At 74.3% G+C, this 18,075-nt stretch carries 18 protein-coding genes; 9 read left to right on the top strand and 9 right to left on the bottom strand.

The features are described from left to right. Positions 1-4 precede the first annotated feature (4 nt). Positions 5-946 carry a cyclase family protein gene (locus FHR36_RS24670; RefSeq protein WP_253800360.1) on the bottom strand — a complete coding sequence of 314 codons (942 nt, stop codon included), beginning with the start codon at positions 944-946 and terminating at the stop codon, positions 5-7. A 17-nt stretch (positions 947-963) separates the two neighbouring features. Further along, positions 964-2,787: a glycoside hydrolase family 15 protein gene (locus tag FHR36_RS24665; RefSeq protein ID WP_253800359.1), complete on the bottom strand. Its 1,824-nt coding sequence runs from the start codon at positions 2,785-2,787 to the stop codon at positions 964-966. A 172-nt stretch (positions 2,788-2,959) separates the two neighbouring features. On the opposite strand from FHR36_RS24665, the gene FHR36_RS24660 reads away from it, so the two are divergent. Then, on the top strand, positions 2,960-5,002 hold the full coding sequence (locus tag FHR36_RS24660) for a hypothetical protein (RefSeq protein WP_253800358.1): 2,043 nt from the start codon (positions 2,960-2,962) through the stop codon (positions 5,000-5,002). 154 nt (positions 5,003-5,156) lie between these two features. Continuing rightward, positions 5,157-5,444 (top strand): hypothetical protein, encoded by a 288-nt coding sequence (locus FHR36_RS24655; protein ID WP_253800357.1) that lies wholly within the window; start codon positions 5,157-5,159, stop codon positions 5,442-5,444. Positions 5,445-5,453: 9 nt separating this feature from the next. Here FHR36_RS24655 and FHR36_RS24650 read toward each other — a convergent pair whose 3' ends face one another. Then, positions 5,454-6,677 (bottom strand): glycosyltransferase, encoded by a 1,224-nt coding sequence (locus tag FHR36_RS24650; protein ID WP_253800356.1) that lies wholly within the window; start codon positions 6,675-6,677, stop codon positions 5,454-5,456. Between the two features lie 144 nt (positions 6,678-6,821). On the opposite strand from FHR36_RS24650, the gene FHR36_RS24645 reads away from it, so the two are divergent. Next, positions 6,822-7,733: a Vgb family protein gene (locus FHR36_RS24645; RefSeq protein ID WP_253800355.1), complete on the top strand. Its 912-nt coding sequence runs from the start codon at positions 6,822-6,824 to the stop codon at positions 7,731-7,733. A 39-nt stretch (positions 7,734-7,772) separates the two neighbouring features. Next, positions 7,773-8,267: a peptidylprolyl isomerase gene (locus tag FHR36_RS24640; protein WP_253800354.1), complete on the top strand. Its 495-nt coding sequence runs from the start codon at positions 7,773-7,775 to the stop codon at positions 8,265-8,267. A 134-nt stretch (positions 8,268-8,401) separates the two neighbouring features. Here the strand turns inward: FHR36_RS24640 and FHR36_RS24635 are convergent, their stop codons facing one another. Both FHR36_RS24635 and FHR36_RS24630 read right to left on the bottom strand, forming a co-directional pair. Further along, the gene (locus tag FHR36_RS24635) at positions 8,402-9,859 is read right to left on the bottom strand and encodes a sensor histidine kinase (RefSeq protein ID WP_253800353.1); all 1,458 of its coding nucleotides are present in this window, start codon (positions 9,857-9,859) and stop codon (positions 8,402-8,404) included. Continuing rightward, the gene (locus tag FHR36_RS24630) at positions 9,852-10,529 is read right to left on the bottom strand and encodes a response regulator transcription factor (protein ID WP_253800352.1); all 678 of its coding nucleotides are present in this window, start codon (positions 10,527-10,529) and stop codon (positions 9,852-9,854) included. Before FHR36_RS24630 ends, FHR36_RS24635 begins: the two co-directional genes overlap by 8 nt. 142 nt (positions 10,530-10,671) lie before the next feature. On the opposite strand from FHR36_RS24630, the gene FHR36_RS24625 reads away from it, so the two are divergent. The 5 genes from FHR36_RS24625 (at position 10,672) to FHR36_RS24605 (ending at position 14,076) form a co-directional block, all read left to right on the top strand. Next, positions 10,672-11,169 carry a hypothetical protein gene (locus FHR36_RS24625; protein WP_253800351.1) on the top strand — a complete coding sequence of 166 codons (498 nt, stop codon included), beginning with the start codon at positions 10,672-10,674 and terminating at the stop codon, positions 11,167-11,169. A gap of 53 nt (positions 11,170-11,222) precedes the next feature. After that, entirely contained in the window at positions 11,223-12,023 is an 801-nt protein-coding gene (locus FHR36_RS24620) for a COG4705 family protein (protein WP_253800350.1), read from the top strand. 84 nt (positions 12,024-12,107) lie between these two features. Continuing rightward, positions 12,108-12,755: a DedA family protein gene (locus tag FHR36_RS24615; RefSeq protein ID WP_253800349.1), complete on the top strand. Its 648-nt coding sequence runs from the start codon at positions 12,108-12,110 to the stop codon at positions 12,753-12,755. Continuing rightward, the gene (locus FHR36_RS24610; RefSeq protein WP_253800348.1) at positions 12,752-13,369 is read left to right on the top strand and encodes a phosphatase PAP2 family protein; all 618 of its coding nucleotides are present in this window, start codon (positions 12,752-12,754) and stop codon (positions 13,367-13,369) included. Before FHR36_RS24615 ends, FHR36_RS24610 begins: the two co-directional genes overlap by 4 nt. Then, positions 13,354-14,076 (top strand): phosphatase PAP2 family protein, encoded by a 723-nt coding sequence (locus tag FHR36_RS24605; protein WP_253800347.1) that lies wholly within the window; start codon positions 13,354-13,356, stop codon positions 14,074-14,076. The genes FHR36_RS24610 and FHR36_RS24605 overlap by 16 nt, the downstream gene beginning before the upstream one ends. Here the strand turns inward: FHR36_RS24605 and FHR36_RS24600 are convergent. From FHR36_RS24600 to FHR36_RS24585, 4 genes are all read right to left on the bottom strand, one after another. Further along, positions 14,037-14,708: a response regulator gene (locus FHR36_RS24600; RefSeq protein ID WP_253800346.1), complete on the bottom strand. Its 672-nt coding sequence runs from the start codon at positions 14,706-14,708 to the stop codon at positions 14,037-14,039. The two genes, FHR36_RS24605 and FHR36_RS24600, sit on opposite strands and share 40 nt — an antisense overlap. Further along, positions 14,705-16,045, bottom strand: a complete 1,341-nt coding sequence (locus FHR36_RS24595; protein ID WP_253800345.1) for a sensor histidine kinase — start codon at positions 16,043-16,045, stop codon at positions 14,705-14,707. Before FHR36_RS24595 ends, FHR36_RS24600 begins: the two co-directional genes overlap by 4 nt. 136 nt (positions 16,046-16,181) lie before the next feature. Next, positions 16,182-17,030, bottom strand: coding sequence for an ABC transporter permease (locus FHR36_RS24590; RefSeq protein ID WP_253800344.1), 849 nt, complete (start codon positions 17,028-17,030; stop codon positions 16,182-16,184). Next, a complete protein-coding gene (locus FHR36_RS24585) occupies positions 17,027-17,992 on the bottom strand; it encodes an ABC transporter ATP-binding protein (protein WP_253800343.1) in 966 nt (321 codons plus the stop codon). Before FHR36_RS24585 ends, FHR36_RS24590 begins: the two co-directional genes overlap by 4 nt. Positions 17,993-18,075: the final 83 nt, after the last annotated feature.

Below are 18,075 nucleotides of genomic sequence, written 5' to 3'. Positions count from 1 at the left end.
GGCCTCACAGGACGGCGATCGGGCTGACCGGGGAGCCCGTCCCGCCGACCAGTCGCAGCGGTGCGATCACGCAGAGGAAGGACCAGCGGCCCTCCTCGGTGCAGAGCGGCAGCACCTCCTCGAACTGCAGGTAGTCCAGCAGGTGGATGCCGAGGGCGTGGACGGCGAGCACGTGCACCGGGAAGCCGACGCCGTCGACCGGGCTGGGGGCGCAGTCGTTGTTGCTGTCACTGCCCAGCACCGCGATGCCTCGCTCGGCCAGCAGCTCCACGGCACCCGGGTGCAGGCCGGCGCGGGCGGCGGAGGCGTCCCACGCCCCCAGATCGCGTCGCCGTCGACGGTGGCCGACCCGGACGAAGAGCAGGTCGCCCGGGCCGAAGCGCACCCCCTGCGCGGCCTCGGCGTCCAGCAGCTCCTGCGCCGTCACCCACTCGCCCGGCTCCAGCCACGGCACTCCGCGCAGGCCGGGGATGTCCAGCAGCACCCCGCGGCCCACGATGCCCGCCCCGGCCAGGGCGACGGAGAGGGCCTCGGCGCCGGTCTCGGTGAGGGTGGCCGCCGGGACGCCGCCGTGGAGCGTGCCGTCGTAGACGACGTGGCACAGCGCGTCGAGGTGGCTGTCGGCGTCGCCGTGGACGTTCATCTCGATCCGGTCCCGGGCGAATTCCAGCCCCCGCCCGCGCAGCCGTCCGGCGACGGCGCCGGTCATCGGGTGGCGGGCGGGCTCCGGGTTGTCCGCTCTCGCCCTGGTCGTCACGGGTGCCGCGAGGCTCACATGACGGCCCGTGCGGACCTCGCCCACGGCGGCGAGGACCCGCGCCGCCGTGATGGTGTCCAGCGCGCCGCGCGGACGCCCGCCGGCGGGGGCGGCGGCGACGACCCGGCGGTACAGGTCGTCGAAGGCGGCCCGGTCGAGGCGCCCGGCCCCGGTGGGCGAAGGGGTCATGCCCGGCTCCTCCGCGCTCAGCGTCGCCTGATCCGGCTGTCCAGGGCCTCGTCGAGCGAGCCCGCCGCCATGATCAGCGAGAGGTGGGTGAACGCCTGGGGGAAGTTGCCCAGTTGCTCGCCGGAGGGGCCGATCTCCTCGGCGAACAGCCCCACGTGGTTGGCGTAGGTGAGCATCTTCTCGAACGCGTACCGGGCCTGCCGCAGCCGGCCGGCGCGGGCGAGCGCGTCGACGTAGAGGAAGGTGCAGAGGCTGAAGGTGCCCTCCGAGCCGCGCAGGCCGTCGGGCGAGGCGGCCGGGTCGTACCGGTAGACGAGGCTGTCCGACACCAGCTTGCGGTCCATCGCGTCGAGGGTCGACAGCCACGCCGGCTCCTTCGCCGCCAACAGGCCCACGCGCGGGATCAGCAGCAGCGAGGCGTCCAGGACGTCACCGTCGTAGTGCTGGACGAGAGCCCGCTCCTTCTCGCTCCAGCCGCGCTCCATGATCTGCCGCAGGACGGTGTCCCGGGTCTCCCGCCACCGGACCAGGTCGGCGGGCCGGCTGAACTCCTCGGCCAGGCGCAGTCCGCAGTCGAACGCGACCCAGGTCATCACCCGGCTGAAGGTGAAGTCCCGGCGGCCGCCGCGGGTCTCCCAGATGCCCTCGTCCGGGCGGTCCCAGTTGTCGGTGAGCCAGTCCAGGGTCCTGGCCGCCGCCGTCCAGCCCTGGTAGCCGGGCTGGACACCGTACCTGCGCCCCTCGGAGAGGGCGTAGAGGGCTTCGCCGTAGATGTCGAGCTGGAGCTGGTCCATGGCGGCGTTCCCGGCGCGCACCGGGGCCGATCCGCGGTACCCCTCGAAGTGCTGGAGGATCTCCTCCGACAGCTGCGGGTCGCCGTCGACCCGGTACATGATCTGCAGGCGCTCGCCCGGCAGGTCGAGCCGCTCGTGCAGCCGGTCGTTCAGCCAGCGGGTGAAGGCTTCCGCCTCCTCGGTGAAGCCCAGGTCCAGCAGCGCGCGCACCGACAGCGACGCGTCGCGCACCCAGGTGAAGCGGTAGTCCCAGTTGCGCTCACCGCCGACCTGCTCCGGCAGGCCCATCGTGGGCGCCGCCACCATCCCTCCGGTCGGGGCGTAGGTGAGCAGCTTCAGGGTGATCGCGGACCGGTGGACCGCGTCCGGCCACCGGCCCCGGTAGTTCGACTGGCGCACCCAGCTCTGCCAGTAGTCGACGGCCTCCCACAGCGCGTCGGTGAGCCCGTCGACCGTGGGCGGCGGCGGGGCCTCGCCGTCCGGTCCGCAGGCCGTCATGACGACGCCCGAGGTCTCGCCGGCGTTGAGGGTGACCCCGCCGCGGACGTCGCGGTCCGCCCGGTGCAGCGGGAACAGCGCCCGCAGATGCAGCGCCGCCCCGGGGGCGCGGAAGACGGCGTCCCCGCCGTCGACGGTCACCTGGTGGTCGGCGCGGCCGTAGTCGAAGCGCGGCCGGCAGTCGAGCTCGAACCGGACGGTGCCGCGGACCGCGCGGACCGCGCGGATCAGGGTGTGCCGGTCCGACACCCGGGTGCTGTCGTGCGGCGGCATCCAGTCGATGACCTCGCCCACGCCGTCCTCGGACATGAACCGGGTGACCAGGACGGCGGTGTCCGGGTAGTACAGCTGACGGCAGGTCGGATCGTGCTCCACCGGCGCCAGGTGGAAGTACCCGCCGCGGTCGTGGTCCAGCAGGGCCGCGAAGATGCTCGGCGCGTCGAACCGCGGAGCGGCGAACCAGTCCACGACGCCCTGCGAGGAGATCAGCGCGGCGGTCTGCAGGTCTCCCACCAGGCCGTGGTCGGCAATGGGCGGGTAGCGGTCCATGAGCTCTCCGATGTCGCGGGGTCCATGACGCAGCGTATCCGTTATGTACCATTTGTCGTGGCATGACGCGAGGTCATCGGAGGACCGTCAGGCGGCCGCGGGCCCGAGTTGCCGCCCGGTCGGGCCTGTGTCGTGATGGCTGCGGACGCGACAGCCGACCGGAGGACAGAACATGACGAGCCGACCGCCCCGGGCTTCCTCGGCTGCCGGCGGCCGGAGCGCCGCCGTGCGGACCGCCGTCGCGCTGGGGCTGGTGCTCTTCGCGCAGGCCATGCTCGCGCTGTCCCTCGTCAGTGCCCAACAACTGCTGGTGCCGCGGAACATGCCCTTCGGTGTGGTCGGGCCGCCCTCTCCCGTCGTCGCCGCCGTGGCGTCGAGAACCGGACTGGCCCTGACGGCCTATCCGGACACGTCGGCCGTCACCGGTGCGGCCGAGCAGGGCGAGCTGTACGGCGCGTACGTCAGCGGCGGTTCGTCCGACACGCTGATCGTGGTCCCGGCGAAGAGCTTCTTCGGTCAGACCGAAGTGGAGCCGGCGTTCCTGGCGGCGGCGCACGACCTGGGCCGGCCGGTGACCGTGCAGACGATCGCACCGCTGGCCGCCACCGACCCGGTCGGCGCCGTGACCTCGCTCCTGCTGCTGCCCCTGCTGATCGGCGGGTACCTGGCGGCCGTGCTGGTCTACAAGGCGGCTCACGGCACCGCCGCCGCGCCGTGGCGCGCGGTCATTCTGGCCGGATACGCGCTGGTGGGCGCAGTGCTGACCGACCTGATCGCCGGACTGGGCATCGGCGCGTACTCCAGCAGCCACTTCTGGCCGCTCCTGCCGTGCTTCTGGCTCGTCACCTCGGCGGTGGCGCTGGCCGCGGCCGCGCTGCAGGCCATGGTGGGCAGGATGGGCACCCTGCTCGTGGCGGTGCTCTTCATCGTCATCGGCGGCCCGCCCGCAGGTGGGCTGGGCACCTACCTGCTGCCGGTCTACTGGCGCAACATCGGCGTGCTCCTTCCGCCGCAGAGCGCGGTCACGCTGATCAATCACGTGCTCTACTTCGGCGGGAGCGACATCTCCACCCCGCTCGTCGTCCTGTTCCTCTACGCCTTCGCCGGCACCGCCGTCATCGCCTGGTACGGCCGCATCCGACCGGCCAGGGCGGCTGCCCGGGAAGCCCACGGGGCGGCGCCCGCCGCTCCCGCGGCAGCTCCGCCCGACCGCCGGCGGGGCCTGATCCCGATCCTCGTGGCGCTGGGCGTCTGCGCCGTCATGCAGTGCCTGTTCGCGACGAACTACATGAGCGCCTCGCACGCCCCCAAGGCCACCGATCTGCCGTTCGGCACCGTCGGCACCTCGCCCGTCCTGGCCGCGGCCGAGCAGGCCATCTCGCTGAAGGTCACCCCGTACCCGGACGAAGCTGCGGCCAAGACCGCGATGGACCAGGCGCGGATCTTCGGCGCGCTGGTCTCCACCGGCACCTCGAACACGCTGATCGTGGTGCCGTCCATGAGCGACCTGGCGCCGCTCGACCTCGCGGTGAGGTTCGAGGCGGCGGCCAAGGCCACCGGGCAGACCCTGACGGTGCAGCAGTACGCCCCGACACCGCTGGCGCCCAAGGACCCGTTCGGCCTGGTGCAGGGCTTGATGCTGGTTCCGCTGCTCATCGGCGGGTACATGAGTTCGACCCTGCTGATGGCCGCCACCGGCCGGGCGGCCGGCCGCTGGCGCGCCGCCCAGCTCGCCGGCTTCGCCCTCGTCAGCGGCCTGCTCATCGATGTGATCGTCTGCTACTGGCTGCAGGGCTTCCCCAGCGGCAAGTTCTGGATCACCTGGCCGATCTGCGCGCTGATCGTCGCCGTGGTCGCCTTCGTCGCCGCGATCCTGCAGAAGCTGCTCGGTCCGGTGGGCACCCTGGTGACCGTCGTCGTGATCGTCCTGTTCGGCAACCCGTCCTCCGGCGGCGCCAGCGGAGTGCCGTACCTGCCCGCCTTCTGGCGCGACATCGGGCCCTGGCTGCCGCCCCGCAACGGCTACCTCCTGCTGCACCGCACGATCTACTTCGACGGCCACGGGACCGGCCAGGCCCTGACCACCCTGCTCGTCTACCTGGGCGTCGCCGCCGCCGTCCTCATCGTGCTCGACCTGCGCCGTCCCGAAGCCGCCGTGCCCGTCGACGCCACCGAAGCCGCGTCCATGGCCGTTCCGATCGGCGCCACACCCTGAGGTCCGCCCGGACCCGGAGACCCGGAAGGCCGACGGTACCGGCGCGCCGTGCACGATCCACCGGCGAGTCGCCGCGCCGCGCGCCACCATGGAGGCGGCGAGGGCGCCGGACGCGGGTCACCTGCCGGCGGCCGCAGGGAGAAAGGACAGTGCCATGATCATGGACATCTCGGTCGAACCCCTGGGTGACCACGAGTACCTCGTGACCTTCCCGGGCAGCGGCGACACGGTCCTCTCCCGTTTCCAGGCCACCGAGGCGACCGTCGACCAGTTGCGGCTGGCCAGCGTCGACGAGGAGCGGATCGTGGCGGAGACCGCGGTCTTCCTCGCCGAACGGCAGACGACGGCCGACCTCCCGCCGATGATCGACCTCGCCGACGTGGCGGCCGCCTACGGCGACGACTACCTCGAGGAGCTGGGCCGCCGCCTCGGCACCCTGTGAGCGCCGGGTTCAGCCCGCCGCGCCGCGGCTCACCGCCTCCAGCAGTCGTTCGGCCGCCACCGCGGCCCCGTCGGTGCGGACCGCGCCCGCCACAGTGACCGCCCGGGCCTGGACCTGGGGCGACAGAGCCGTGGCGAGCGCGGCCGACAGGGCCTCGACGGTCGGCAGCGGGCCGTCCACCGCGGCGCCGACACCGAGGTCGGCCACCCGGCGGGCCCAGTACGGCTGGTCGGCGCCCTGGGGGACCACGACCTGCGGCGCGCCCGCCCGGGCGGCCGTCGTCGTGGTGCCCGCTCCGCCGTGGTGGACGACCGCCGCGACCCGGCGGAACAGCCGCTGCTGGTTGACCTCGCCGACCGCGAAGCAGTCGTCCCGGTCGTCGACCGGGACGAGCTCCGCCCAGCCGCGTCCGAGCAGGACCCGGCGACCCTGGGCGCGGACCGCCTCGACGGCGACCCGGGCGATCTCCGCGGAGGCGTGCCGGGTGCTGCCGAGGCCGACCCAGACCGGCGGCGCGCCGGCGTCCAGAAACGCCAGCAGGTCGGCGGGCAGCGGGCGTTCGTCGGGCAGGAGCCACGCGCCGGTGTGGACGACGCCGAGCTCCGGGGTCTCCTGCCACGGGTCGAGCAGCGGGTCGGACGCCAGCCACGGCCGGTCGGTGAGGATGAAGTCGCGGACGCCGGAGACCGGCGGCAGGCCGACCGACGCCCGATGGGCGTTGAGCGCCTCGCCGTGCAGCGTGTCGAAGAGCTGCGCGTTCAGCTCCCACAGCGTCCGGTTGTCCGCCCCCTCGGGGGCCGGCTCCTGCCCCGCCGCCGGCAGCAGGGCGGCGGGCGGCGCGTGGTGCGGCGTCGGGAGCAGGAACGAGCAGAAGGTCGCGTAGACGTACGGGATGCCCAGCTTCTCCGCCGCCGAGCGGGAGGAGAAGTGCGCGAGGCCGGTCGCCAGGATCGCGTCGCAGCCCTGGGCCGCCGCGAGGACCGCGTCGAACTGCGCGGCCAGTTCGGCCACCCGCCGGCCGGCTTCCGCCGCCGAGGACGGCCGCGCCATCGTGCGCATCGGCCGGCCGACCGGCACCACCGGCAGGCCGACCCGGGCCAGCAGCTGCGCGAACTCCTCGTCCGGTGGCGCGCAGACGCGCACCTGCGCACCGGACTCCCGTAGCTGCGCGGCGAGTTCCACCAGCGGTTCGACGTCTCCCCGCGAGCCGTACGTCGACAGCAGAATGCGCATCCCACGCCCCCAAGTCCCCTTGATTCCTGCCCCTGATGCGGGGTCAGGGCGTCGATTCTGCGCCACCGTCGGGGTCTTGCGGCAAGGCCCCCGGGACGTTGTAGGTTGATCATGGCAGGTGGTACAGGCACAAGGGGGCGGCCGATGACGGTCGAGCGGTTCGAGGTGTCGGACGGCCGGGCCGGGCCGTACGGGCTCGTGGTCGGTCCGGACGGCGGAGTCTGGTTCACGCTGGTCCACGCCGGGGAGATCGGACGGCTCGCCGGGGACGGCACGGTGGCCAGGTACGGCCTCGACGCGCCGGACTGCGGGCCCGCGGTGATCACCGCGGGGCCGGACGGCGCGCTCTGGTTCACCCGGATGCGCGACCACCGGATCGGCCGGATCACCGTGGACGGCCGGGCGCGCTCCTTCGCGCTGCCGACCGAGGGCTGCGGCCCGTACGGCATCGCGGCCGGGCCGGACGGCGCCCTGTGGTTCACCCAGCTGAACGCCGACCGGATCGGCCGGATCACGGTGGACGGCGAGGTGACCGAGTACCCGCTGCCGACGGCCGGCGCCTTCCCGTCGATGATCGCGGCCGGGCCGGACGGCGCGCTCTGGTTCACCCTCAACCAGGCCCACGCGATCGGCCGGATCACCGTCGATGGCGAGGTCACCGTCCACCCGCTGCCCACGGCCGGCGCCGCCCCGGTCGGCCTGGCGCCGGGCGGCGACGGCGCGCTGTGGTTCGTCGAGATCGGCGCCGGCCAGGTCGGCCGGATCACCGTCGACGGCAAGGTGACGGAGTACCCGCTGCCCGACCGGGCGGCCCGGCCGCACGCCGTCGCCGCCGGGCCGGACGGGCGGCTCTGGTTCACCGAGTGGGCCGCCGGCCGGATCGGGTCGCTGACCCCCGCCGGCGCGTACACCGCCCACGACCTCGACATCCCCGGCGCCGAGCCGCACGGCATCGCCGTCGGCCCCGACGGCACGGTCCACGCGGCCCTGGAGCTGGGCGAGATCGTCCGCCTGACCTGGCCGGATCCGGGTCGCGACGGGGATCACGATGAGTGATGAGGCGCGTACAGCACCAGGAGTGAAAGGATGAAGCCCATGAGCAACGTCTACTTCGACATCACCATCAACGGCGCCCCCGCGGGCCGCATCGTCTTCAACCTGTTCGACGACGTCGTCCCGAAGACCGCGCGCAACTTCCGTGAGCTGGCCACCGGCCAGAACGGCTTCGGCTACGCCGGCTCCGGCTTCCACCGCATCATCCCCCAGTTCATGCTGCAGGGCGGTGACTTCACCAACCACAACGGCACCGGCGGCAAGAGCATCTACGGCGCGAAGTTCGAGGACGAGAACTTCCAGCTGAAGCACGACCGCAAGTACCTGCTGTCGATGGCGAACGCCGGCCGCAACACCAACGGCTCGCAGTTCTTCATCACCACGGTGGTCACCCCGTGGCTCGACGGCAAGCACGTCGTCTTCGGCGAGGTCGTCTCGGGCCAGGAGCTCGTGGACCAGATCGAGGCCCTGGGCTCGCAGTCCGGCGCCCCCAAGGGCAAGGTCGAGATCGCGGCCTCCGGCATCGTCGAGGCCTGATCCGAGGCCTCTTCCGAGGCTTGATCCGAGGGCCGGTCGCGCCGGGACCACCGCCACTGCGGCGGCGGTCCCCGGGCGCGGCCGGCCGTTTGCGTTCGATCCCCCGCGGGCCGTGACTCAGCGTGGGTCGTGCCTCAGCGGTGGCCGTCCGCCGCGGTGGGAAGAGTGGTGCGGAAGGTTGTGCCGCTCGGCGTGTCGAGGACGGTCAGCGTTCCGCCGTGGACCGAGGCGATGTCGCGGGCGATGGGCAGGCCGAGTCCGGTGCCGCCGTCGTCGCGGCTGCGCGCGTCGTCGAGGCGGGCGAAGCGTTCGAAGATCTTCTCGCGGTCGGCGGGGTCGACCGGCGGCCCATCGTTGGTGACGTCCAGGGTGAGCCGGCCGCCGGGCGGGTCGGCGACCAGACGGACCGTGACGGCGTGCCGCGCGTGTCGCTGGGCGTTGTCCAGCAGGTTGGTCAGCAGCCGCCCGAGCCACAGGGCGTTCCCCGTGACGCTGGCGTCGGCGTCGTCCGGGGTGTCGACGGTGACCGGGTGCGGGTCACCGGTGCGGGCCCCGACGATGGTGCGGACGAGGTCGGCGAGGTCGACCGCCTCGCCGGCCAGCCGGTGCCCGGAGGCGTCGAGCCGGGCGAGCAGCAGCAGGTCGCCGGCGAGGTCCTGGAGCCGTTCGGTGTCCTGCAGCGCGCCGGCCACCATGTCGGCCCGGACCTCGGGGTCGGGGTGGGTGCGTGCGACCTCGAGCTGGGTCCGCAGGACGGCCAGCGGGCTGCGCAGCTCGTGCGAGGCGTCGGCGATGAACCGGCGCTGACGGGCGCCGGCGGCTTCGAGCCGTTCCAGCATGGCGTTCATGGTGTCCGCGAGGCGGGCGATCTCGTCCTGGCTGCGCGGCCGGGGGACCCGGCGGTCCAGGTCGCGGTCGCCGATGGCGGCCACCTCCGAGCGGATCGCCTCGACCGGGCGCAGGGCCCGGCCGGTGGTCCGCCAGGTGAGGACGCCGACCGTGACCAGCAGCAGGCTGCACAGGCCGCCGAGGGCGGCGGTGGTGAGGTCCTCGGCCGCGTCGGCGGTGCGCAGCGACGCGCCGACGTGGATGGTGACCGGGCCGTCGGGCGTGTCGGCGGTCACCGTGGTGACGCCCTGGTGGTGCTCGTCGCCGAGCACGCCGAGGTTGAAGGTGCTGTGGCCCGACTGGGTGCCGGTGGGCGGGAGGACGGGGTGGCCGGCGAGGTTCTGGCTGGCGGCGATCACCGTGCCGTGCGCGTCGACGACCTGGATGAAGTCGGTTCCGTGGTCCAGCGGGAGCTGCTGGGTGAGGTGCCCGTCGGTGGCGAGGCGGGCGATGGCGGCGGCCTGCTCGCGGGCCCCGGTCTCCACCGTGTGCTGCAGGTTGGCGCGCAGCACCAGGAGCAGCGCCGCGGAGGCGGTGAGCAGGACGACGGCGACGCTGGCGCACGCGGCGAGCGTGGTGCGGGTGCGGACCGAGCTCGGGTCGAGCCGGCTGACCAGGGCGGCGACCCGGGGGTGCCCGGCGACGCGGCCCAGCGCCTCGCGGAATCTCCGGCGCAGGGCCCCGAGGCGGCCCGGCTCAGCCACCGTCGGCCGCCAGTCGGTAGCCGGCGCCGCGCACGGTCTGGACGGCGGCGCGGCCGAACGGCGTGTCGATCTTGCGCCGCAGTGCGCTGACGTGGACCTCGACGGTGTTCGGGTCGCTGTCCGGACCGCTGTCCCAGACCTCGTCGAGGATCTCCCGCTTGGAGACCGCCTCGCCGGCGCGGCGCGCCAGGTGGTCCAGGACGGCGAACTCGCGCGGGGTGAGCGGGATGGCGACGCCGGCCCGGCTGCAGGTACGGGCGGCGGAGTCGACCACCAGATCGCCCAGGACGGTGCGGCGCGGCGCGCGGCTGCCGGTGCGGCGGGCCAGGGCGCGGAGCCGGGCGACGAGCACGACGAACGAGAACGGCTTGGAGAGGTAGTCGTCGGCGCCGGTGTCCAGGGCCTCGGCCTCGTCCCACTCGCCGTCCTTCGCGGTGAGCATCAGGATGGCGACGTCGTTCCCGGCGGCCCGCAGGCGCGAGCACACCCGGTAGCCGTTGAGTCCGGGCAGCATGATGTCGAGGATGACCACGTCGTACGGGTGGTCGGTCGCCTTGGCGAGCCCGGTCGGGCCGTCGTGGGCGATGTCGACGGTGAAGCCCTCGGCGGTCAGCCCGTGCTGCAGGGCCAGGGCCATCCGACGCTCGTCTTCCACCACCAGTACGCGCATACCCACCAGGGTGGCAGGTTCCGCAGCCGGGAAGCTGAAGGCGTCTTCAGGTCTTCAGCATCCCTTCAGCGCCACCCCGCCATGCTGGGCATTGTCGTCCGGGCACAGGGCCCGGGCCGGCCGGAGGATCCGGGGCGGGAAGATGAGTGAGCCGATGGGCACCGTTGAGCCGCAGGGGCAGCCGGGCGGTGACCGTACGCGCGACGGGCGGGCCGGCCGGTGGCTGAGCAGCCGCTCCGCGCGCTGGGTCGCCGCCGGCGCGGTCGTGGTGGTGATCGGTGGTGGCGCGGCCGCGGCGGTGATCCACCACGCGGGTGAGGGCCACGAGTCCGGCGGCCGCTTCGCCGGGACCGCGAGGGGTGGCGAGCGGCACGATCGCGACGGGCAGGGCGGGACGCGCGCCGCCACGGCCGGCCGGCACGCTCCGGCGCCGCTGCCGTCGCTCGATGCCGCCGACGCCGTGGTCAAAGCCTCGTCCGCCGTCCCCGGCGGCAAGGTCGAGTCCCTGAGCGCAGTCACCGAACAGGGCGGCGGCCGGGCCTGGCGGGCGGTCGTGCTCGGCCCCGACGGGGTGCGGCACGCGGTGGTCGTCGACGGCGCCAGCGACACCATCACCGCCAACACGGTTCTGGGCGGCTGAACCGACGAGTCGGCGCGGTCCGACCGCGCCGTGCAGAAAGGAGCGACCCCCACGTGGGCGCGACGACTTCCCCGGCCTCGACCCTCCGGCACCCGGCCGCCCCCGAGCGGCCCGTCTGGAGCAAGGTGCCGCAGGTGACCGCGGTGTTCTGGGTCGTCAAGATCCTCACCACCGGTATGGGCGAGACCACCTCCGACTACCTCGCCCGCGCCCTCGGGCCGATCCCGGCGGTCGGCTCGGCCGGCCTGCTCCTGGCCGTCGCCCTCCTCGCGCAGGCCCGCTCCCGCCGCTACGTGCCGGCCGTCTACTGGTCGGCGGTGGTGATGGTCAGCGTGTTCGGCACCATGGCCGCCGACGTCGCGCACGTCGCCCTCGGCGTGCCGTACGCGGTGTCGGCGTCCGCGTTCGCCGCCGTCCTCGTCCTGATCTTCGCCGTGTGGCGCCGCACCGAGGGGACCCTCGCGGTCGAGACCGTGACCGGCGGGCGCCGCGAGGTCTTCTACTGGTCGGCGGTGATGGCGACCTTCGCGCTCGGCACCGCCGTCGGCGACCTGACCGCCGCCACCCTCGGCTGGGGCTACCTGCCGTCCGGGCTGCTGTTCGCCGCCCTGATCGCACTGCCGGCGCTGCTCCGCCGGCTGCCGGGGATGTCGCCCGTCCTCACCTTCTGGTGGGCGTACGTCCTCACCCGGCCGCTCGGCGCGTGCTTCGCGGACTGGGCCGGCGTCAGCCACCAGCGCGGCGGCCTCGACCTCGGCACCGGCCCGGTCAGCCTCGTCCTTGCCGCGGTCATCGCCGTCGCCGTCGCCGCCCTCGGCGCCACCGAGCGGCGCGAACTCCGTCCCGCGGCCTGACCACCGGCCGAAACCGGCCGACCGCATCCGTCAGTACCCCGTCAGCATCCCTCCGCATCCGGTTATCGAGGAAAGGCGCAACCGATGGACCTCCCGTCCAGCCTGATGGCTGTCAACCCGCTGGACGCGGGCTCCCTGCTGGGCGCGTTCGGCGCCCTGGGCATCGCCGTGGTGCTCTTCGCGGAGACCGGGCTGCTGGTCGGGTTCTTCCTGCCCGGCGACTCGCTGCTGTTCACCGCCGGCCTGCTGTGCACCACCGGCGCCCACAGCGGCCCCCACCTCGACCTCGCCCAGGTCCTCGCCGCGGCGGCGGTCGGCGCCCTCGCCGGCGCCCAGGTCGGCTACTTCATCGGCCGCCGCGGCGGGCCGGCGCTGCTGGCCCGCTCCCGCAGCAAACACCTGCACGCAGGGGCGGTCCGCGCCGAGGAGCTGCTGAACCGGTACGGCCACGGCAAGGCCGTCGTCCTCGCCCGCTTCGTGCCGGTGGTGCGCACCGTGCTCAACCCGCTGGCGGGCGCGCTCGGCGTGGACGCCCGCACCTTCACCCTCTGGCAGGTCGTCGGCGGCCTGGGGTGGACCTTCGGCCTGGTCCTCGCCGGGTACGCCCTCGGCTCCTCCGTCCCCAACGTCGACCACTACCTGCTGCCCATCGTCGCCGTGGTCGTCGCGGTCTCGCTGCTGCCGCTGGTGCTGGAGCTGGTGCGCTCGCGCCGACAGGCGAGGGCGCGATGACGGCCGGCCGCACCCTGCTGGCGTTCGACGGCCGTCCCGTCGACGGCGGCCTGTACCTGCGCATCGACCACTTCGCCCAGCACCTGCCCGCCGCGGCGCGGGACGCGGTCGCGGCGTTCTCCGCCTACGGGCTGGGACTGCTGGCCGTGCTGATGCTCGCCGCGTGGTGGCGGGCCCGCCATGCCGACAACGCGACGATGGCCCGGGCGCTCGCCGCGCCGCTGTGCGTGATCGCGGCGTTCGCGGCCGACACCCTGCTCAAGGGCGTGCTGCGCGAACCCCGCCCGTGCCAGGTCCTGCCCGCCGGGACCACCCTGGAGGCCTGCCCCGGGGTGGGGGACTGGTCGCTGCCGAGCAACCACACCGTCATCGCGTTCGCCGGCGCGGCCGCGCTGTGGCTGGTCGACCGCCGGATCGGCTTCCTCGCCCTGCTCCTCGCCGCGGCCATGGGTGTCTCCCGGGTGGCGGTCGGCGTGCACTACCCGCACGACGTCGTCCTCGGCGCGCTGGTCGGGACAGCGGCCGGCTACGGGCTGGCGCTGCTCGCCGGACACGGCCACGGCCTGGTGGACCGGGCCCGCTCCGGTACGCTGCGCGCATGGCTGGCCGCATGATCGGGACCGGGCGCAGGTGGGTCGCCGTCGCCGTCACCGCGTGGGCGCTGTTCGCGGTGCTCGCCGCGCTGATCGCCGCCAACGGCTGGGCGCCGTTCGGCTTCGAGCAGGCCGCCGTCGACTGGTGCGCCGCCCACCGGCCGCCCGCCGCCCGTGCGGTGGCCGTCGCGGTCACCTCGCTCGGCACCGGCGTCTTCCCCTACCTCCTGGCCGCGGCCGCCGGCGCCCTCGCCCTCCGGGCCCTGCCCGCCCCGCGGCCCCGCCGCCGGGCCGCAGCACTGCTACTGGCGCCCCTGGTGTGGCTGATCGCCGGCCAACTCGTGCGCCAGGGTCTCATGCACGCCTTCGGCCGGCCGCGGCCGCCGCTGGCGGACCGGGCTGTCGCCGCCTCCGGTTTCGCCTTCCCCTCCGGCCACGCTTTCACCGCCACCGTCTGCGCGGGCCTGCTGGTCCTCGCGATCGTCCGGGTCCGTCCCTCCGCGACGCGGGCCGCGGTGGCGGGCGCGGCCGGCTTCGCGGTCGTGATCGGCCTCAGCCGGGTCTACCTCGGGGTGCACTGGCCGCTGGACGTCCTCGGCGGGTGGCTGCTGGCCGCCGGCTGGCTGGCCGCCGCCACCCGGGTCGTACCGCGCCCGGACACCGCCGCGGCACCGGCCGAGGGATCGGGTCAGCCGGGCGGATTGGGCCGGGTCAGCCCCAGGTCGTAGGCGAAGATCACGGCCTGCACCCGGTCCCGGGCCCCGACCTTGGCCAGTATCCGGCTGACATGGGTCTTCACCGTCGACTCCGACAGCACCAGGCGCCGCGCGATCTCCCCATTGGTCCAGCCCCGGCCGACCGCGACCAGCACCTCCCGCTCGCGCTCCGTCAGCGCCGCCAGCCGCGGATCCGCGGCGGCCGCCGGCGCGTGCCCGGGCAGGCGGTGGGCGTACGCGTCGAGCAGCCGCCGGGTCACCGCGGGCGCCACCACCGCATCGCCCTCCGCCACCGCCCGGATCCCCGACAGCAGTTCCTCCGGCCGGGCGTCCTTCAGCAGGAAACCGCTGGCCCCGGCGCGCAGCGCGGCATGCGCGTACTCGTCCAGGTCGAACGTGGTCAGCACGAGCACCCGCGAGCGCCCGCCGGCCGCGATGATCAGCCGGGTCGCCTCGATGCCGTCCATGCCCGGCATCCGGATGTCCATCAGCACCACATCGGGCCGCAGCTCCGCGGTGAGGCGCACCGCCTCCGCGCCGTGCCCGGCCTCGCCGACCACGGTGGTGTCCGGCTGGCTCTCCAGCAGCATCCGGAAGCCGTAGCGCTGCAGCGGCTGGTCGTCGACGATCAGGACGGTCGTCACGCCGGACCGCCCGCGGCGTCGAAGGCGGGCGAGAGATCGAGATCGGCCACGACCGACCATCCCCTTCCGACTGCGGGCCCTGCCACGACCGTGCCACCGTACAGCGCCGCCCGCTCCCGCATCCCCGCGATTCCGTGCCCCTCACCGGCCGGGCGCGCCGCGGCCGCCCCCGGCGGACCGCTGTCGTCGACCCGCACCCGCAGCCGGCCGTCCCCGGCCGCGACCGTGACGTGCGCCCTGGTCCGCGGCCCGGCGTGCTTCAGCGAGTTGGTCAGCGCCTCCTGCACGATCCGGTACGCCATCAGCTGCACCCCGCGGTCCAGCCCGTCCACCTCGCCCTCCGACCGGTAGGCGACCTGCGGTCCGGCCGCCTGGATCCGGGCGCACAGCCCGTCCAGGTCGGCGATGCCCGGCTGCGGGGCCAGCTCCGGGCCGCCGCCGTCCTCGCGCTCCCGCAGCACCCCGAGCATCCGCCGCAGCTCCCCGAGCGCCTGCCGGCCCGCGTCGCCGATCAGCTCCAGTGCCTCCCGGCCGCGCTCCGGCGCCGCCTGCGCCGCATACGCGCCGCCGTCCGCCAGGGTGATGATCACCGACAGGTTGTGGCCGATGATGTCGTGCATCTCCCGGGCCACCCGGGTCCGCTCGGTCGCCGCCGCCAGCCGACTGCGCTGGTCGCGCTCGATCTCCAGCCTGGCCGCACGCTCCCGCAGGCCCGCCAGCTGCGCCCGCCGGATCCGTACCGCGATCCCGAGCGCGGCCGCGGCCGTCGCCGCGGCGCAGAGGAAGAACAGCCCGTCCCACACCGACACGGCGACCGACACCCGTACCGCCACCACCGCCATGCCGCCCACCACGGCGGCGCACGCCCACGCCAGATGCCGCAGCCGCCCGTGCAGCGCCAGGCTGTACAGGGCCACCAGCAGCGCCACGTCCGCGCGCAGCGCCGCACCGATCGCCCACTGCAGCACGAACACCGCCATCACCGCGCCGAACGCGGCCGTCGGCCGGCGCCGCCGCCACAGCAGCGGTGTCAGCAGGCCCACCTGCAGGGCCAGCATGGCCGGGACGGGGAGGTGGGTGAAGGCGATCCGGTGCTCGTGCTGGCCCCCGTCGTGGTCGCCGCCGACGATGCCGATGCCGTGCAGGAGGTCGGGGACGCAGAACACCAGGAACACCACGGTCACCACCGCGGCGTCCAGGATCCACGGGTGGTCGCGGTCCAGCCGCCGCAGGCGCCGACCGGCGCGGGCGAGCCGGACGACGAGCGGATGCCCCGACAGCAGGTCGCCGCCCACCGCCTCGGACGCGGCGGGGGAGGTGGTCGCCTCGTGGTTCATGGATCTCACCTGTCCATCCTGCGGGAGGGTCGGCGGGTAGCCCGGCGGGTAGCCCGGCGGGGAACTGCGTCGTCGCGGCGCCGGACCGGACCGGATCGGTCGGGTCGGGCGCCGCGACAGGCAGGCTCGCAGTCTCTCAGGCGTCGGTGCGCACCAGCCGCACGGCCGCCCCGGCCAGCGCCGCAGCCGTCCACAGCAGGAACACCAGCAGACCGGCCGTCGGCGACAGCGTCGTCGTGTCGTGGTGCAGGGCGAACATCGCCTCACCGGCGTGGCTCGGCAGGTACGGGCTGATGTGGTCCTGCCACGAGCTCGGCAGCAGCGACACCAGACCCGGAACCAGCATCAGCGACGCCACCAGCACCGAGATGCCACCCGCCACCGACCGCAGCAGCGCACCCAGCGCGACACCCGTCACCCCGACCAGGCCGAGGTACAGACCCGCGCCCAGCAGGCTGCGCACCACACCGGCGTCGGACAGGGTCATCGCGGCGCGGGTGCTCGCGACGATGCCGCTGTCCGCGAGGAACGCGACGAACACCCCGGCCGTACCGACCACCAGCGCCACCGCGCCGAACACCGCCGCCTTGGACCACAGGACCGGCAGGCGGCGCGGCACGGCGGCCAGCGTGGAGCGGATCATGCCGGTCGAGTACTCGCCGGCGGCGACCAGCACGCCGAGCACCCCGAGCGCCAGCTGCGCGAAGTTGGTGCCGAACAGCGACAGGCTGAGCGCGGTCGCGTCCGCGAAGTCGCGGTCCATGTGGCGGCCGGAGGTGATCCGCGACTTGAACTGGTACGCGGCGATCAGACCGAACGCGATCAGGAACAGCAGCCCCAGGCCGAGGGTGATCCAGGTGGAGCGCAGCGACCACATCTTCGCCCACTCCGCGCGCAGCACGCGCGCTCCGGTCACCCGGTAGGCGGGACGGGCGGGCCGCTCGGCGGCGGGCGCCGGGGTCTGGCTCGGTGCGATGGTGCTCATGCCGCGCTCCTCGAGGTCTCGATGCCGGTGGTGGTGGGGGTTCCGGTGGTGCCGGTGGTGGTGCCGTGGTACTCCACGGCGTCGCGGGTGAGGTCCATGAACGCCTCCTCCAGGGAGACCGTCCGGGTGGACAGCTCGAACAGGGCGATCGAGTGCTCCGCCGCCTTCAGGCCGATCTCGCGCGCCGTCAGACCCGTCACGAGCAGCTCCTCGGCGCCCGCCCGGCCGGTGATCTCCACCCCGGGGCCGGCCAGGACCTCGCGCAGCCGGGCCGGATCGGCCGTCGCCACGTGCACCGCGTCGCCGCCCGCCTGCCGGACCAGGTCCTGCACGGTGGTGTCGGCGAGCAGGCGGCCGCGTCCGACCACGATCAGGTGGTCCGCGACCAGCGCGACCTCGCTCATCAGGTGCGAGGAGACGAAGACGGTACGGCCCTCCTCGGCCAGGCCGGTCAGGAGGTTGCGGATCCACAGCACGCCCTCCGGATCGAGACCGTTCACCGGCTCGTCCAGCATCACCGTCGCCGGATCGCCCAGCAGCGCGGCCGCGATCCCGAGTCGCTGGCCCATGCCGAGCGAGAACGCCCCCGCCCGCTTCCCGGCGACCGACTGCAGACCCGTGAGACCGATGACCTCCTCCACCCGGCTGCGCGGAATGCCGTGGGTGTGGGCCAGCGCCATCAGGTGGTTGAACGCCGACCGCCCCGGGTGGATCGACTTCGCCTCCAGCAGCGCGCCGACCTCCTGCAGCGGCGCACGGTGCTCGGCGTACCGGCGGCCGTTCACCCGCACCGACCCGCTGGTCGGCGCGTCCAGGCCGACGATCATCCGCATCGTGGTCGACTTGCCCGCGCCGTTCGGCCCGAGGAAGCCCGTCACCGTGCCCGGCCGGACGGTGAAGTCCAACCCGTCGACCGCCGTCTTCTCCCCGTACCGCTTCGTCAGCCGGTGTGCCTCGATCATCGGTCACCCCTACGTCCACGGGGGCCGGACCGTACCGACCGCCTCACCGAGAACGCTAGATCCGCGGGCCGCCCGGACCGCGG

It is taken from the genome of Kitasatospora cinereorecta, assembly GCF_024172095.1.
In the GTDB taxonomy this organism is placed as follows: domain Bacteria; phylum Actinomycetota; class Actinomycetes; order Streptomycetales; family Streptomycetaceae; genus Kitasatospora; species Kitasatospora cinereorecta.
The sequence above is the reverse complement of the archived record's forward strand: the minus strand, read 5'-3'. Positions and strand labels throughout refer to the sequence as shown.

Bases quoted from the DNA above. Each gene is read 5' to 3' on its own strand.
- FHR36_RS24630 (WP_253800352.1), bottom strand. From the start codon at position 10,529: ATGCGCGTACTGGTGGTGGAAGACGAGCGTCGGATGGCCCTGGCCCTG.
- FHR36_RS24585 (WP_253800343.1), bottom strand. From the start codon at position 17,992: ATGATCGAGGCACACCGGCTGACGAAGCGGTACGGGGAGAAGACGGCG.
- FHR36_RS24655 (WP_253800357.1), top strand. From the start codon at position 5,157: ATGATCATGGACATCTCGGTCGAACCCCTGGGTGACCACGAGTACCTC.
- FHR36_RS24610 (WP_253800348.1), top strand. From the start codon at position 12,752: ATGACGGCCGGCCGCACCCTGCTGGCGTTCGACGGCCGTCCCGTCGAC.
- FHR36_RS24660 (WP_253800358.1), top strand. From the start codon at position 2,960: ATGACGAGCCGACCGCCCCGGGCTTCCTCGGCTGCCGGCGGCCGGAGC.
- FHR36_RS24650 (WP_253800356.1), bottom strand. From the start codon at position 6,677: ATGCGCATTCTGCTGTCGACGTACGGCTCGCGGGGAGACGTCGAACCG.
- FHR36_RS24665 (WP_253800359.1), bottom strand. From the start codon at position 2,787: ATGGACCGCTACCCGCCCATTGCCGACCACGGCCTGGTGGGAGACCTG.
- FHR36_RS24590 (WP_253800344.1), bottom strand. From the start codon at position 17,030: ATGAGCACCATCGCACCGAGCCAGACCCCGGCGCCCGCCGCCGAGCGG.
- FHR36_RS24640 (WP_253800354.1), top strand. From the start codon at position 7,773: ATGAGCAACGTCTACTTCGACATCACCATCAACGGCGCCCCCGCGGGC.
- FHR36_RS24670 (WP_253800360.1), bottom strand. From the start codon at position 946: ATGACCCCTTCGCCCACCGGGGCCGGGCGCCTCGACCGGGCCGCCTTC.
- FHR36_RS24595 (WP_253800345.1), bottom strand. From the start codon at position 16,045: ATGAACCACGAGGCGACCACCTCCCCCGCCGCGTCCGAGGCGGTGGGC.
- FHR36_RS24605 (WP_253800347.1), top strand. From the start codon at position 13,354: ATGGCTGGCCGCATGATCGGGACCGGGCGCAGGTGGGTCGCCGTCGCC.
- FHR36_RS24615 (WP_253800349.1), top strand. From the start codon at position 12,108: ATGGACCTCCCGTCCAGCCTGATGGCTGTCAACCCGCTGGACGCGGGC.
- FHR36_RS24645 (WP_253800355.1), top strand. From the start codon at position 6,822: ATGACGGTCGAGCGGTTCGAGGTGTCGGACGGCCGGGCCGGGCCGTAC.
- FHR36_RS24625 (WP_253800351.1), top strand. From the start codon at position 10,672: ATGAGTGAGCCGATGGGCACCGTTGAGCCGCAGGGGCAGCCGGGCGGT.